The organism is Blautia sp. OM07-19, assembly GCF_003481595.1.
GTDB classification, from domain to species: Bacteria; Bacillota; Clostridia; order Lachnospirales; family Lachnospiraceae; genus Blautia_A; species Blautia_A intestinihominis.
Genome location: NZ_QULA01000008.1, coordinates 49,659 through 64,125 on the forward strand (window position 1 = coordinate 49,659; position 14,467 = coordinate 64,125).

A 14,467-nucleotide genomic window follows, 5' to 3' on the forward strand; every position below is an offset into this window, starting at 1 on the left:
GAATTTATGCTTGAAAATATCAGAATATCCATTCAGGGAATCTGGTCTCACAAAATGCGATCCTTTCTGACAATGCTTGGTATCATTATCGGTATTGCCTCCATTATTGCAATCGTTTCAACTTTGAAGGGAACAAATGAACAGATCAAGGAAGACCTGATCGGTGCGGGTAATAACACGGTTTCCATTACGCTTAATTATGGAGACAGTGCTTATGACCAGGATTACGGAATGAGTGATGGGACAGCTGCACCGCTTCTTTCAGATGAACAGAAAGAAGAAGTACGGAAACTGGATCATGTAGAGAATGCGACATTTTTTTACAGTCGTTCTTATGCGAGCAACGTTTATTATCAGAATGTCAGTTTCCAGGGCGGAAGCATTTATGGAATAGACATGGAGTATCTGGAAACCCGCGGGTATATGGTCAGAGCGGGTAGAGGTTTTGTACAGAAAGATCTCAATGAGATGAGAAAGGTCGTTCTTGTGGATGATAATGCAGCAGAGAATCTGTTTGCAGGAGAGAATCCGGTAGGTAAGACGATTGAGATTGGATCAGAACCGTTTACCGTTGTCGGGGTTGTTCAGCAGAGTGATGACTATCTTCCGAACATCAAGACGATTGACGAGTTCAATGAATATTATCAGACCATCATGGGAACAGTTATGATCCCGGAAACCACCTGGCCGACAGCTTTTCAGTTTGACGAGCCGCAGAATGCAGTGATCCGTGCGGATTCTACAGACAATATGAGTTCTGCCGGAAATGCAGCAGCGGAAGTTATGAATCAGGGAATTGATACAAATTCTTCCAAGTTCAAATACAAGGCTGACGATGTGATGCAGCAGGTAAGAAATATGCAGAAACTCAGCGAAAGCACCAATACACAGCTGATCTGGATCGCAAGTATTTCTCTGCTGGTAGGAGGTATCGGTGTTATGAACATCATGCTGGTATCTGTCACAGAGCGAACGAGTGAGATCGGTCTAAAGAAAGCGATCGGAGCAAGAAAAAAGGTCATTCTTTTTCAGTTTCTGACAGAAGCGGCCATGCTGACAAGTATTGGCGGTATCATTGGAGTTATTGTCGGAATTGTCCTGTCGAAAGTGGTCTCCAAGCTTTCGGGAGCACCGACGGCGATCAGTATTCCGGCGATCATCGGATCAGTAATATTTTCCATGCTGATCGGAGTTATCTTTGGACTGCTCCCATCTGTTAAGGCAGCAGACCTGAACCCGATCGATGCACTGCGAAGTGAATAAGTCAAAAATCCGTTACTGTGAACGGAGTGAACAGTAACAAAAAACCTCTATGGTTCCCGGGAACCATAGAGGTTTTTTTATATAAAATGTAAAAAATATCCGGCTTTTATATTTTTAATTGAGATACCGGGTGAGATGTGCTAAACTATAAACAGTATGCAATGATTCAATAAGGATATGAGTATTGTTATCTGAAAACAGAAAAACACATGAGGAGATACAGTATGGGAAAAATTGCGATTGTAACAGACAGTAACAGTGGCATTACACAGGATGAAGGACGAGAGCTTGGAATTTCTGTCCTCCCGATGCCTTTTTATATTAATGATGTTATGTATCTTGAGGGGATCACACTTTCTCAAGAAGAATTTTATGAGAAGCTCAAGAACGATGAAGCAATCTCTACTTCACAGCCAGGCCCGGCAGAAGTCAGCGGACTGTGGGACAATCTTCTGGAGGAGTATGATGAGGTTGTGCACATTCCGATGTCCAGCGGATTAAGTGCAGCATGCGATACTGCAACAGCACTTTCCAGAGAATATGGCGGCAAAGTACAGGTTGTCAACAACCAGAGGATTTCCGTAACACAGCGTCAGTCCGTTCTGGATGCACTGGCACTGCGTGATGTAGGCAAGACAGCCGCAGAGATCAAAGAAGTTCTCGAAGCGGAAAAAATGGAATCCAGCATCTACATCACACTGGAAACACTGAAATATCTCAAAAAAGGCGGCAGGATCACTCCGGCAGCAGCAGCGATCGGAACTGTTCTCAACCTGAAACCGGTTCTTCAGATCCAGGGAGAGAAATTGGATGCCTATGCCAAGGTAAGAGGTAAGAAACAGGCAAAGAAAGTCATGCTCAAAGCAATGAGAGAAGACTGGGACAGCCGTTTTAAGGAATATGCAGAAGCAGGAGAAATGTGCCTCCAGATGGCATATACAGGAAACAAAGAAGAAGCAGAGGAATTCAAGAATGAAGTTCAGGCAGCATTCCCGGGTCTGGACATCCATATGGATCCGCTTTCTTTAAGTGTAGCCTGCCACATCGGACACGGAGCACTCGCCGTAGCCTGCTCCAAAAAAGTAACTGTAAAATAAGGAGATATGATAATGAAAAAACTTATGGAATTAATGGCAGAGGAACTTGCTTCTGCTTTTGAAAAAGCCGGATATGATCCGTCATACGGCAAAGTAACTGTTTCCAACCGTCCTGACTTATGTGAATATCAGTGCAACGGAGCAATGGCAGGAGCCAAAGCTTACAAGAAAGCACCGTTCATGATCGCAGATGATGTAGTTGTATATCTCAAGGACAGCAAGATCTTTTCTATGGCAGAGGTTGTAAAACCAGGTTTTATCAACCTCAGAGTCAGAGAAGAATTCCTTGCAGACTACCTTAAGGAAATGGAAGCAGACCCGAAATACTCTGTCAGGACTGCAGAGACACCAAAGACCATCATCATCGACTACGGCGGACCGAACGTAGCAAAACCGCTCCACGTAGGACATCTTCGTTCCGCGATCATCGGAGAGAGTATCAAACGTATCGGCAGATATGTAGGACACAAGGTGATCGGTGACGTACATCTCGGTGACTGGGGACTCCAGATGGGCCTTATCATCACAGAACTCAAACACCGCAAACCGGAGCTTGTTTACTTTGACGACAGCTATCAGGGAGAATACCCGCAGGAAGCACCGTTCACCATCAGCGAACTAGAAGAGATCTATCCATGTGCAAGCGGTAAATCCAAAGTAGATGAGGAATACCGTAACGAGGCACTTGAGGCAACACATCAGTTACAGCAGGGCAAACCAGGCTACATGGCTCTCTGGAACCACATCATGCAGGTTTCCGTAACTGACCTCAAGAGAAACTACAGCAATTTAAATGTATCCTTCGACCTCTGGAAAAAGGAATCCGACGCGCAGCCATATATCCCGGATATGGTCCAGATGATGAAAGACCAGGGCTTCGCATACGAAGATCAGGGAGCACTCGTTGTAGATGTCAAAGAAGACACAGACACCAAAGAAATTCCGCCATGCATGCTTCTCAAATCCGACGGAGCATCCCTTTATACAACAACAGACCTTGCAACGATCGTAGAACGAGTAAAACTCTTCGATCCAGATGAGATCCTCTACGTCGTAGACAAACGCCAGGAACTCCACTTCATCCAGGTATTCCGCTGCGCAAGAAAGACCGGTCTCGTAAAACCAGAGACAGAACTTTCCTTCCTTGGCTTCGGTACCATGAACGGAAAAGACGGCAAACCATTCAAGACAAGAGACGGCGGCGTTATGCGTCTTGAAAACCTGATCGCAGACATCGACGAAGAAATGTTCCACAAGATTGTCGAAAACAGAAGCGTCAAAGACCAGGATGCGCAGGAAACAGCCAAAGTAGTAGGCCTCTCCGCAATCAAATACGGTGACCTCTCCAACCAGGCAACCAAAGACTACGTCTTCGACATCGACCGCTTCACCTCCTTCGAAGGAAACACAGGTCCGTACATCCTCTACACAATTGTACGAATCAAATCCATCCTGAACCGTTACAAAGAAGAAGGCGGAAACCTCGAATCCGGAGAACTCCTCCCGGCAGTAAACACCAGCCAGAAAAACCTCATGCTGGAACTGACCAAATTCGGAAGCACCATCGAAAACGCCTTCGAAGAAAAAGCACCACACAAAATCTGCGCTTACATCTACGAAGTCTCCAACGCCTTCAACAGCTTCTACCACGAGACCAAGATCCTGAGCGAAGAAAACCAGGGCCAGAAAGAATCCTTCCTCAAACTCCTGAGCCTCACCAAAAACATCCTCGAAACCAGCATCGACCTCCTAGGCTTCTCAGCCCCAGACCGCATGTAAAAGTTTCTGTCCCTCAACCATCTCCCCCTGTCCACAAAGCGTGGCCGAAAAAGGGGGTGCCCGAGGGGGAAAAAGCGGCCTTCGCAACTTCGAGTGCGTTCCCCCTCGGACGGTTTTGGAAAATTAGAAAGGAGAATAGTTATAGATTTAACAGGCAAAATCCTAAAAAACCGCTACTGCATCATATCCAAGATAGGAGAGGGCGGGGAGGGAACCACTTACCTCTCCCGCGATATGGACCTGGGCACCTTCTGGACCATCAAACAACTCCCCATCTCAAAGAAAACCGAAGCAAAACTTCTAAAACATCTCAACCACCCATCCCTCCCAAGAATGACAGACTACACCGAACAAGACGATTCCTGCTACCTCGTTATGGAATACATCAAAGGCAAATCCCTTGAATCCCATCTAAAAGAATCTTATCAATTTTCTTTCGACCAAATCTTAACGATCACCCATACAATTCTTCAAATTTTTCAATACCTGCATTCACAAAAACCCCCCATTTATTATGGCGACTTAAAACCAGACAACTTAATCTTAGATGAAAATGGAAAAATCTACCTCATAGATTTTGGAAGCGCCCTGTGCAGTTACAAAACTGCAAGAAAAACGATAAAGGGAACAAAAGGCTACGCCGCTCCGGAACAATACGAAGGCATCCTGACCGCACCCAGCGATTTCTACGCCCTCGGCAAAACACTGCAAAAACTTTGCGGAAAAAAGAAATACCACTATTATATCCGCTCCCCGCAATTCGCAAAATTCATTCACAAATGCTGCCGCCAGGACCCGGACAAACGCTGGCAGAATGCAGAAGAAGCAGAAAAATATCTTTCAAAGATCAATTGGAAACCATTCTCCCTGAAATCCGTCCTGGTTCCGGTCTGTGCTGCACTCCTCACCCTCCTGGCAGTTATCCACGGCGCAGAACAGCAGCCGGTACTTCCAGAATTCCAGAACGCACTGGCAGCCGTGACAGCCAGATTTTATAGCATGGAATATCAAAGCAGCGATAAAAAATCCAGAGAACTTTTCTGCCTGGATACGGAACACAGATTACAGCAGATGCTCAAACTCTACAGAAAAAGTGAAGAGCAGATCCGCCTCCTGGAATTACTGGCGTGGAACGGAGAACTGTTTGGCAAAGCAAACAAAGCAGAGTTTTATTACAGACAGCTGATCACATACGAACCGGAATACGGAGCAGGCTATCTGGAGTTTGGAAACTTTCTCAACAGACAGGGGCGATATGAACAGAGTATGGAGGTATACAGAGAATGGGAAAAACAGACATCAGAAAAGAAAACAGACAACAGTCGGATAACGCAGAATCAGATAGAAGCATGGAAAAAAGAAGCATCCTCAAAATAAAAAAGAACTTTCTGGCAGGAGTTTCGCTGTTGATATTTTTACTGCTCGCAGTAAAGGTTGTCCAGGCAATCGAACTGGGCGGCTTTGATGTTGATATGGGAACAGGAAGTTTCGAGGATGATTCCAGTTGGGATCAGGAAGAAACCACAGGCGGGACGACATCGTCCGACAATGATAATTATGACAGTAACAACAATTGGAGCAGCACAGAAGATTCCTGGAATACAGGAGACGATTCCTCTGGCGCAGGTGCAGGAAGTTACACGACAGGAAACACCAATACCGCACAGCCAGAAACAGACTGGAACGATTTTTTCTCAGCAGACTCGTATGAAGATGGAACTTCAAACAACAACACCGTGTCTCAAAATAACAGCTCAGAAACCGCCAGGGCCGCAGACCATCAGAACAGTAATGATACCCTTTACAATATTGAAAATACAGAACAACAGATCGCAGACATATCTCCAACACCAATTCCTTCCCCCACACCAACAATGACACCAATCCCATCCATCAGTCCCACTCCAACCCCGGTCTCAGAAATCCAGAAAAATATCCTGACAGTTCCACAAAAAGAAGAAGAGCTTACCGAAGAAGAATGCCGCCAGAAAATGCAGCTCATTTACTGCAGAAAAGAGATCCGGAATGCAGCAGAGGCAGAAATCATCCCGGATCGATCACGTGTGATCGCAGTTGTCTCGATCCGGATAAATGGAAAAGAAGCAGACTGGCACTGGAGGAGCAGCAGGATCCTGCTGAAACTGAACCCACAGGAAATGCAGACAGAAATCGAGACAGCCATAATGTGCAGGAAAGAATTGTCGTGGACGGAAGCAAAAAAGAATGCTATACTAACGTATAATATTTTTTGACAATGGAGGAAATTTATGTATAAAGCAATTTTTTTTGATCTGGATGGAACACTGACAGAGTCTGGCGAGGGAATCACCAAATCCGTTCAGTATGCACTGGAAAAGATCGGAAAACCAGAAGAAGACCTGGAGAAACTGAAAGTCTTTGTCGGACCGCCGCTCATGGAACAGTTCATGAAATACGCCGGTGTGGACGAGGCTACTGGACGCAAGGCAGTAGAATTTTACAGAGAACGATATGAAGTAAAGGGAATTTACGAGAATCATCCATATGAGGGTGTGGAGGAGATGCTTCAGGAACTGAAACGCAAAGGTTACATTCTGGCAGTCGCTTCCTCAAAACCAGAGTACTATGTAACGCAGATCCTTGATTATTTCAAGCTGAGTTCTTATTTTGATGTGGTTGTAGGAAGTGAAATGAACGGTGCCAGAACAAGCAAATCAGAGGTGATCGAGGAAGCATTGAAACGCATCAACATGAGCGATAAACGAAACGAAGTTCTCATGGTAGGTGACAAAGAGCACGATGTTCTTGGCGCGCGTGCGGCAGGACTTGACTGTGTGGCAGTTGCATATGGTTATGGGACACAGGAAGAACTGACAGAGGCGAATCCTCTCAAGATCGTTGATTCTGTCGATGAACTGCTTCATTTTTTCGACTGAGCCCTCTGCGTAAACAAAGCCGCATCCGCCGGATATGGAGAGTTCTTTATCCATGCGGAATCCATTTCCTGATCTCACAGATCATAGGGTATGCAGGAATCTGGCTTGCGATGCAGCTTTTGGGCGAAGGGGGAACGGAGGCTTATTATAATAATGCGATCCTGCTCACAGGGCTTACCGGACTTATCACTATGATTCCCTGTCTGTACTTTTACAAGAAGGACTGTCGGGCGAGAATAGCTGGCGGGCTGGTAACAGGACAGAAACCGAATCGGTTAAGCATTGGCGAATGCGGACTGATCCTGGTCATGGGAGCTGGTTTTGCGCAGTTTGCAAATATGTTCGTCAATATGATAGGTTCCTTTCTCAATGCAGAGGAATATCAGGAGACGATGAGCCAGCTGACGGATGGCAAGAGCATGTTTTTCCTGATCGTGTGCATGGGAATCATAGCACCACTTGCGGAGGAAATCGTGTTCCGCTGGCTGATCTATCTGAGACTCCGGGATTATATGCGCTCCGGTGAGGCGATCGTGATCTCCGGTCTGTTCTTTGGCATTTATCATGGAAATCTGGTGCAGGGTGTCTATGCAAGTATACTCGGATGTCTTTTCGCGTATTTTCTTGAACAGACAGGTAGCCTGTGGACAAGTGTCCTGCTCCACATGGGTGCCAATATATGGTCGCTGGTCCTTCCTGAACTGGCGGCATGGCTGCTTGATAGATATCCGATGGGAATTGCCGTGATGCTGGTTCTGCTTCTGACTGGAATGTGCGCCGGGATCAGCTATTTCCGAAACCGTACGGATACAGAACAGCGAAGGATCATATAAGAAAAAGAAACTTCTGGAATGAGATTTTATTCCGGGAGTTTTTTTATTGCCCGAACGGCTCAAACCGGCTTTGTGGAAATTTTAGATTTGAAAGTATTGTCTGAAAGGCATGGATATGCTAGAATGAGTGTATTAAAACAATTAGTACACTATATACACATAGAAAATGCAGGAAAGGAGGACCTATGATCGTTTTAGACTATCAGGACAGGCGGCCGTTGTACGAACAGGTAACAGAGAAATTCCGGACGCTGATCTATCAGGGCGCACTGCCGGCTGATTCCAGACTTCCATCTGTACGGCAGCTGGCAATAGAACTGTCGATCAACCCAAACACGATCCAGAGAGCGTATATGACGCTGGAGCAGGAAGGACTGATTTATCCGGTGAAAGGCAAGGGGAATTTCGTGGCAGACACACAGAAGATACAGGAAAAATACAAAGAAGATTTTCACAGCGAATTTCTCGAACTGGTAAAGCGAGGCTGTCGAAGTGGATTTGAAGAAAAGGAACTGCTTACATTAGTACAGAGAGGGTACAAGGAGGAACAGAAATGATAGAGATCAGAGAGTGCAGCAAGGCATTTGGAGCACTTCAGGCGGTCAATAACGTTTCCATGGATATTGGAGAGAGGGAAGTGTTCGGACTGGTTGGAAGCAATGGCGCAGGAAAAAGTACCCTGCTTCGAATGGTAGCAGGAATCCTGAAGCCAGATAAAGGCAGCATCACCGTTGACGATATGGAAGTCTATGACAATGAAACTGCGAAAGAGCTGTTTTTTTACATATCTGATGACTGCTATTTTCCGACAAATTTTACACCGGCAGATATGGCGGCTTTTTACAGGCTTCATTATCCGAAGTTTGAGATCCAGCGTTTTTCCAAACTGATGCGGCAGTTCCGGCTTGATGAGAAACAGCGGATCAGCAGTTTTTCGAAAGGAATGAAGAAGCTGCTCATGGTACTTCTGGGAATCAGTGCAGGAACGAAATATCTTCTCTGCGATGAAACTTTTGACGGACTGGATCCGGTGGTGCGGCAGGGTGTCAAGAGCCTTTTTGCAGCAGAGATCCTGAGCCGGGAATTCACACCGGTCCTCGCATCACATAACTTGAGGGAACTCGAGGATATCTGTGACCATGTGGGGCTTTTGCATAAGGGCGGCATGATCCTCAGTAAAGATCTGGAAGACATGAAATTCCATATCCACAAGATCCAGTGTGTATTACAGGATAAGAAATTGGAAGACGCACTCAGGAAAGAACTGGATGTCCTCAAAATCGATCATCAGGGATCCCTCACGCTTATCACTGCAAGGGGGACAAGGACAGAGATCATGCACAGAATCCAGGAAAAAAATCCACTGTTCTGCGAGGTACTTCCACTGAGTCTGGAAGAAATTTTTATCAGTGAAACGGAGGTGGCTGGTTATGAGATCCAGAATCTTTTCTTCTAAATATATCAAAACGGTATCCAAAGGACAGGCATGGATACCGGCGTTTCTGACACTTGGATTTATCCTGGCATTTCCGGTGATAGGACTGGAGAAACTGGGATCCTGGAGAAATCTGGGATATACGCAGGATCAGATCACACTTTTGTATTATCGTTTGTGGAAGGATGGATTTGTCCTGACAGGAATGGCTGTTGCGATGGCGGCAGGATTTATGAATGCAGTAAATGGATTCCTGTATCTGTATTCCAGAAAGAAAACGGATTTTTATCACAGTCTTCCAATGAAACGGTCAGAACTTTTTGCAGAAAAGGCAGTAATGGGACTGATCTACTATCTGGTGCCATATATCGTTATAGAATTTCTGACAGTCTGTGTTGGGGCAGCGAGGGGGCTTTTCAGCCTGGAACTTATGGGAATGGCAGTAAAAATGCTGTGCCTTCACCTGCTCGTTTATCTGATGATCTACTTCAGCGTTGTACTGGTCTTATGTATAACGGGAAATATGCTGATGGGAATCCTGACTTTGGGTGGAATGTATCTGTACGGGATCGCACTGGAACTTGTCCTGGCGGCATGCGGACTTACTTTTCTGGATACTTTTATAGATAAGAGATATGGGATCATGGCATTTCTTTTGAAGGATGCTTCGCCTGCGGCATTTGCGTTCAGTCTGGCAGATGCCTACTCAGCCGGACACGCGGCGAAATATCTTGTGGCACTTGTGATCCTTATCGTTGTACTGGCAGTTTTTTCCTGGATCGCCTATGAAAAAAGACCTTCTGAGGCAGCAGGAAGATCCATGGTATACAGATGGGTAGCAGTACTGGTGAAATTCATGGTCGTGATCCCGACAGGACTGGCAGTGGGCTGGATCTTTTATCCGCAGGCAGATGGAGGGACAAAACTGATCTGGTGGGTGTTCGGCCTGATCCTGGGAACGGTACTTTCACATGGTATGATAGAAATTATCTACCATATGAGCTTCCAGAAATTTTTTGCAAAAAAAATGCAGCTTGTACTGGCAGGAGTGCTTGTGTTCGGATGTGCGATGATCTATCAGAAAGACCTTCTTTATTTTGACAGTTATCTTCCGAAACAGGAGGAGCTTGCATCTGTGAATATCAGTAACGGATATGATCAGGATTATTATGCTCATATAGAGAAAGCAGCAGATGGAGAATTTTATGATCTGACAGATAATTATAACTGGTACGATCCGGCAAATGCTCTGACAGGGGCAGACGGGATCGGAGACGAGACATACGAGGCTCTTGAAAATATCGTGAAAGACAGCCTGAATGTTGATAAAGCAAAAAAGAGATCTTATTTTATCTCTGTGAAATATACATTGAAATCCGGGCGTGTTGTATGCAGAGGTTACTGGGCTGATGTGAAGAATCTGAGAACTCTCATGAAAGGATTGTACGCAGAAGAAAATCTCAAAGAGAAAAAATACGAATTTCTGGATCTGGATGAAAAATATCTGACGACCATAGGAATGACAGATGCATGTGGAATGGGGTACAGTATCTTCCAGAATGATGACAGACAGAAACAGGAACTTCTCGATGCACTGAAAAAAGACATCGAGTCCGCATCAGCAGAAGATATGATGGAAGAAATAATAATCCAGCTTGGCTTTAATTATGCACTTCCGGTCAGAAGTAATATCAACAGTCTTGTGCCGGGCAAGAACAATGAAGAAGTTACGTATGTGGACTGGAACCTTGGAGTTCCACCTTCTTTCAAAAATACACTTGCAATTCTTAAGAAAACAGGATATCCTCTGACAATAGAAGAACTGGATATCAACAAGATCTCACTGACTTATTATGAAGAGGAAAACATTTCCGAACAGGAAGAGTTTTTTTATACGAAACCAGAGGAAATAAAAGCAATCCAGAATGCACTGGTCCTGGAACGGAACGCATATGCGGGCGGTGATACGGAGACAGTTTCCAATGTAGCTGTTGCCGTTTACATGGAACAGGGGGAGATGATGAATTCCCTGTTTCTAAAGAGAGCAGATGTACCAGATTTCGTACTGGACAAAATGCAGGAACTTGGAATCAGCCCGGAGTTTTCTGATAACAGTGACGATGACGGAGATACAATGACAACCTACCAGAAGACCATAAACAGTTCGGGCAGGTGGCTCGCCTGGTTTGGAAAGTGAGACAGAATGAGGAGTGATTATGGCAAAAGCAGTAAGACTGGATAAATTTCTTGCGGATGCAGGGAAGGGAACCAGAAGTGAAGTAAAGAAATTTATACAGAAAGGTCAGGTTCAGGTCAACGGAACACCGGCGAAGAAACCGGAGCTTAAAGTCGATCAGGACAAAGACGTAGTCGTGCTTGCAGGTGAGACGGTTGGTGCGGCACCGGAGTTTGTCTATTATCTTCTGAATAAGCCGGCGGGCTGCGTCAGTGCAACAGAAGACAGAAACGACAGAACTGTCATGGAATATGTACCATCTGACAGGAAGGGACTTTTTCCGGTAGGCCGTCTTGACAAGGATACAGAAGGACTTCTCCTGATCACCGACGACGGAATGCTGGCGCACGAACTGCTTGCCCCGGGAAAACATGTGGACAAGACCTATTTTGTCAGAGTAGAGGGGAATGTGACACCGGAAGCAGTCGCGAAACTTGAAGAAGGCGTGGATATCGGAGAAGCGAAACTGACCATGCCGGCAAAAGCAGAAATCGTAGGCGGAAGCTTTGAAGAGACAGACGGATCTTTCGGACAGACAGCACGTGTCCGCAGAGAAAATCTCCCGGAAGTCTACACAGAACTCCATCTGACGATCCACGAGGGCAAATTCCACCAGGTCAAACGGATGATGGAAGCAGTCGGAACACCGGTCATCTACCTCAAAAGGATCTCCATGGGAACTCTCACCCTCCCGGATGATCTCAAAAAAGGCGAATGCCGTCCGCTGACAGAGAAAGAAGTAACAGAACTGAAAGAAAGCGTAAAACGTTAAAGAATCAGTAAAATTCATAAGAAAAAGTGCGAAAACCCTCTTTACACGGAGGGTTTTCTTATGCTATACTCTAGAAGTTGCAATGTGCGTAAAGACGCACAAATAAAAAGTCACGTACAGAGATTCCGATGGATGGTGCCCTTACGGTGTGAGGTTGGGTCCGGATAGAAAGTGATCTGTGCGGAAGAATTTAACCAAAAAGGAGAAAAATCATGAGCGTTATTTCAATGAAACAGCTTTTGGAAGCAGGTGTTCATTTTGGACATCAGACAAGAAGATGGAACCCTAAAATGGCTCCGTACATCTACACAGAAAGAAATGGTATCTATATCATCGACCTTCAGCAGTCTGTAGGTATGGTTGACGATGCTTACAATGCAGTAGCTGATATCGTAGCTAACGGCGGAAACATCCTTTTCGTTGGTACTAAGAAACAGGCTCAGGACGCTATCAAAGTTGAAGCAGAGCGTTGCGGACAGTACTATGTAAACGAGAGATGGCTTGGTGGTATGCTTACAAACTTCAAGACAATCCAGAGCCGTATCGCAAGACTGAAACAGATCGAAGCTATGGAAGCTGACGGAACTTTCGAAGTACTTCCAAAGAAAGAAGTTATTGAATTAAGAAAAGAACTTGCTAAACTGCAGAAGAACCTTGGCGGTATCAAAGAGATGAAACGTCTCCCAGATGCAATCTTCATCGTTGACCCTAAGAAAGAGAGAATCTGCGTTCAGGAAGCTCATACATTAGGTATTCCGCTTATCGGTATCTGCGATACTAACTGTGATCCGGAAGAACTTGACTATGTAATCCCGGGTAACGATGATGCTATCCGTGCCGTAAAACTGATCGTTTCCAAAATGGCAGACGCTGTTATCGAAGCAAATCAGGGAACAACAGAAGCTGAAGAAGCAGAAGTTGAGGAAGCTACAGAGGAATAATTAATTTAATAATTCCAGGAGGAAAATACAATGGCTATTACAGCAGCTCAGGTAAAAGAATTAAGAGAAATGACTGGCGCCGGAATGATGGATTGTAAGAAAGCTCTTACAGCTACAGAAGGTGACATGGATAAAGCAGTAGAATTCCTGCGTGAAAAAGGTCTTGCTACAGCTCAGAAGAAAGCAAGCCGTGTTGCAGCAGAAGGTCTTTGCAAGACTCTCGTTGCTGATGATGCTAAGAGCGCAGTTGTTGTAGAAGTTAACTCTGAGACAGACTTCGTTGCTAAGAACGAGAAATTCCAGAGCTATGTTGCAGATGTTGCAGCACAGGCACTTACTACTTCCGCAGCAGATATCGATGCTTTCCTTGCAGAAGCATGGGCACTTGACACAACCAAGACTGTAAAAGAAGCTCTTGCAGCTCAGGTTGCAGTTATCGGTGAGAACATGAACATCAGAAGATTCGCTCAGGTGAAAGAAGAGAACGGTTTCGTTGCTTCCTACACACATATGGGCGGAAAGATCGGCGTTCTTGTAGACGTTGAGACAGATGTTGTTAACGATGCAGTTAAAGAAATGGCAAGAAACGTAGCGATGCAGATCGCAGCTCTGAAACCGCAGTACACATGCGATAGCGAAGTAAGTGCTGAGTACATCGAGCATGAGAAAGAGATCCTTCTTGCTCAGATCCAGAACGATCCTAAGGAATCCCAGAAACCGGAGAAGGTTATCCAGGGTATGATCACTGGACGTATCAAGAAAGAACTCAAAGAAATCTGCCTTCTTGACCAGACATACGTTAAAGCAGAAGACGGAAAACAGTCCGTTGCTAAATACGTAGAAGAAGTTGCTAAAGCAAACGGCGCTAAGATCACAATCAAAGGTTTCGTTCGTTTCGAAACAGGCGAAGGTATCGAAAAGCGCCAGGACGACTTCGCAGCTGAGGTTGCAGCACAGGCTGGTATGTAATCTGTAAAGATTAGATATCTATCATAATTCAACTACTAAGAGGCCCTGAAAGCCTTATAGCACTCATTTGGGAGTGGTTATAAGGTTTTCGGGGCTTCTTTTTGTCTGAGGAGAGTATCCCGGATTGTAATAACTGTCAATAGAGTCCACGCAAATGTCGATGGAAAATGACCTAAACTATAGTAATTACATACAAAGTCCACGAAATTACAGGAGCTGTATGACTT

The 14,467-nt window shown here is 45.2% G+C and carries 13 protein-coding genes; all 13 read left to right on the top strand.

The features are described 5' to 3' along the window. Positions 1–6: 6 nt before the first annotated feature. Positions 7–1,263, top strand: a complete 1,257-nt coding sequence (locus tag DXC01_RS07810; protein WP_118698662.1) for an ABC transporter permease — start codon at positions 7–9, stop codon at positions 1,261–1,263. Positions 1,264–1,487: 224 nt separating this feature from the next. Further along, positions 1,488–2,360, top strand: coding sequence for a DegV family protein (locus DXC01_RS07815; RefSeq protein ID WP_118698663.1), 873 nt, complete (start codon positions 1,488–1,490; stop codon positions 2,358–2,360). A gap of 12 nt (positions 2,361–2,372) precedes the next feature. After that, entirely contained in the window at positions 2,373–4,139 is a 1,767-nt protein-coding gene (gene argS, locus DXC01_RS07820; RefSeq protein WP_022214356.1) for an arginine--tRNA ligase, read from the top strand. 93 nt (positions 4,140–4,232) lie between these two features. After that, positions 4,233–5,516: a serine/threonine protein kinase gene (locus DXC01_RS07825; RefSeq protein ID WP_158583624.1), complete on the top strand. Its 1,284-nt coding sequence runs from the start codon at positions 4,233–4,235 to the stop codon at positions 5,514–5,516. A 29-nt stretch (positions 5,517–5,545) separates the two neighbouring features. Beyond that, positions 5,546–6,391, top strand: a complete 846-nt coding sequence (locus DXC01_RS07830) for a hypothetical protein (protein WP_022214354.1) — start codon at positions 5,546–5,548, stop codon at positions 6,389–6,391. Positions 6,392–6,406: 15 nt separating this feature from the next. Next, entirely contained in the window at positions 6,407–7,054 is a 648-nt protein-coding gene (locus DXC01_RS07835) for an HAD-IA family hydrolase (RefSeq protein WP_022214353.1), read from the top strand. Between the two features lie 110 nt (positions 7,055–7,164). Next, entirely contained in the window at positions 7,165–7,887 is a 723-nt protein-coding gene (locus DXC01_RS07840) for a CPBP family intramembrane glutamic endopeptidase (RefSeq protein WP_243002410.1), read from the top strand. 185 nt (positions 7,888–8,072) lie between these two features. Next, a complete protein-coding gene (locus tag DXC01_RS07845) occupies positions 8,073–8,444 on the top strand; it encodes a GntR family transcriptional regulator (RefSeq protein WP_118698667.1) in 372 nt (123 codons plus the stop codon). Beyond that, on the top strand, positions 8,441–9,343 hold the full coding sequence (locus DXC01_RS07850; protein ID WP_022214350.1) for an ABC transporter ATP-binding protein: 903 nt from the start codon (positions 8,441–8,443) through the stop codon (positions 9,341–9,343). Before DXC01_RS07845 ends, DXC01_RS07850 begins: the two co-directional genes overlap by 4 nt. Beyond that, complete coding sequence (locus DXC01_RS07855) at positions 9,318–11,519, top strand: DUF6449 domain-containing protein (protein ID WP_118698668.1); 2,202 nt, start codon at positions 9,318–9,320, stop codon at positions 11,517–11,519. The genes DXC01_RS07850 and DXC01_RS07855 overlap by 26 nt, the downstream gene beginning before the upstream one ends. A gap of 19 nt (positions 11,520–11,538) precedes the next feature. Beyond that, the gene (locus tag DXC01_RS07860; RefSeq protein ID WP_118698669.1) at positions 11,539–12,330 is read left to right on the top strand and encodes a pseudouridine synthase; all 792 of its coding nucleotides are present in this window, start codon (positions 11,539–11,541) and stop codon (positions 12,328–12,330) included. A gap of 212 nt (positions 12,331–12,542) precedes the next feature. Further along, a complete protein-coding gene (gene rpsB / locus DXC01_RS07865) occupies positions 12,543–13,271 on the top strand; it encodes a 30S ribosomal protein S2 (RefSeq protein ID WP_118252664.1) in 729 nt (242 codons plus the stop codon). 30 nt (positions 13,272–13,301) lie between these two features. Next, on the top strand, positions 13,302–14,240 hold the full coding sequence (gene tsf / locus DXC01_RS07870) for a translation elongation factor Ts (protein ID WP_118698670.1): 939 nt from the start codon (positions 13,302–13,304) through the stop codon (positions 14,238–14,240). The last annotated feature ends 227 nt before the right edge of the window (positions 14,241–14,467 follow it).

Bases quoted from the DNA above. Each gene is read 5' to 3' on its own strand.
- DXC01_RS07850 (WP_022214350.1), top strand. From the start codon at position 8,441: ATGATAGAGATCAGAGAGTGCAGCAAGGCATTTGGAGCACTTCAGGCG.
- DXC01_RS07845 (WP_118698667.1), top strand. From the start codon at position 8,073: ATGATCGTTTTAGACTATCAGGACAGGCGGCCGTTGTACGAACAGGTA.
- DXC01_RS07840 (WP_243002410.1), top strand. From the start codon at position 7,165: ATGCAGCTTTTGGGCGAAGGGGGAACGGAGGCTTATTATAATAATGCG.
- tsf (WP_118698670.1), top strand. From the start codon at position 13,302: ATGGCTATTACAGCAGCTCAGGTAAAAGAATTAAGAGAAATGACTGGC.
- argS (WP_022214356.1), top strand. From the start codon at position 2,373: ATGAAAAAACTTATGGAATTAATGGCAGAGGAACTTGCTTCTGCTTTT.
- DXC01_RS07860 (WP_118698669.1), top strand. From the start codon at position 11,539: ATGGCAAAAGCAGTAAGACTGGATAAATTTCTTGCGGATGCAGGGAAG.
- DXC01_RS07835 (WP_022214353.1), top strand. From the start codon at position 6,407: ATGTATAAAGCAATTTTTTTTGATCTGGATGGAACACTGACAGAGTCT.
- DXC01_RS07815 (WP_118698663.1), top strand. From the start codon at position 1,488: ATGGGAAAAATTGCGATTGTAACAGACAGTAACAGTGGCATTACACAG.
- DXC01_RS07855 (WP_118698668.1), top strand. From the start codon at position 9,318: ATGAGATCCAGAATCTTTTCTTCTAAATATATCAAAACGGTATCCAAA.
- rpsB (WP_118252664.1), top strand. From the start codon at position 12,543: ATGAGCGTTATTTCAATGAAACAGCTTTTGGAAGCAGGTGTTCATTTT.
- DXC01_RS07810 (WP_118698662.1), top strand. From the start codon at position 7: ATGCTTGAAAATATCAGAATATCCATTCAGGGAATCTGGTCTCACAAA.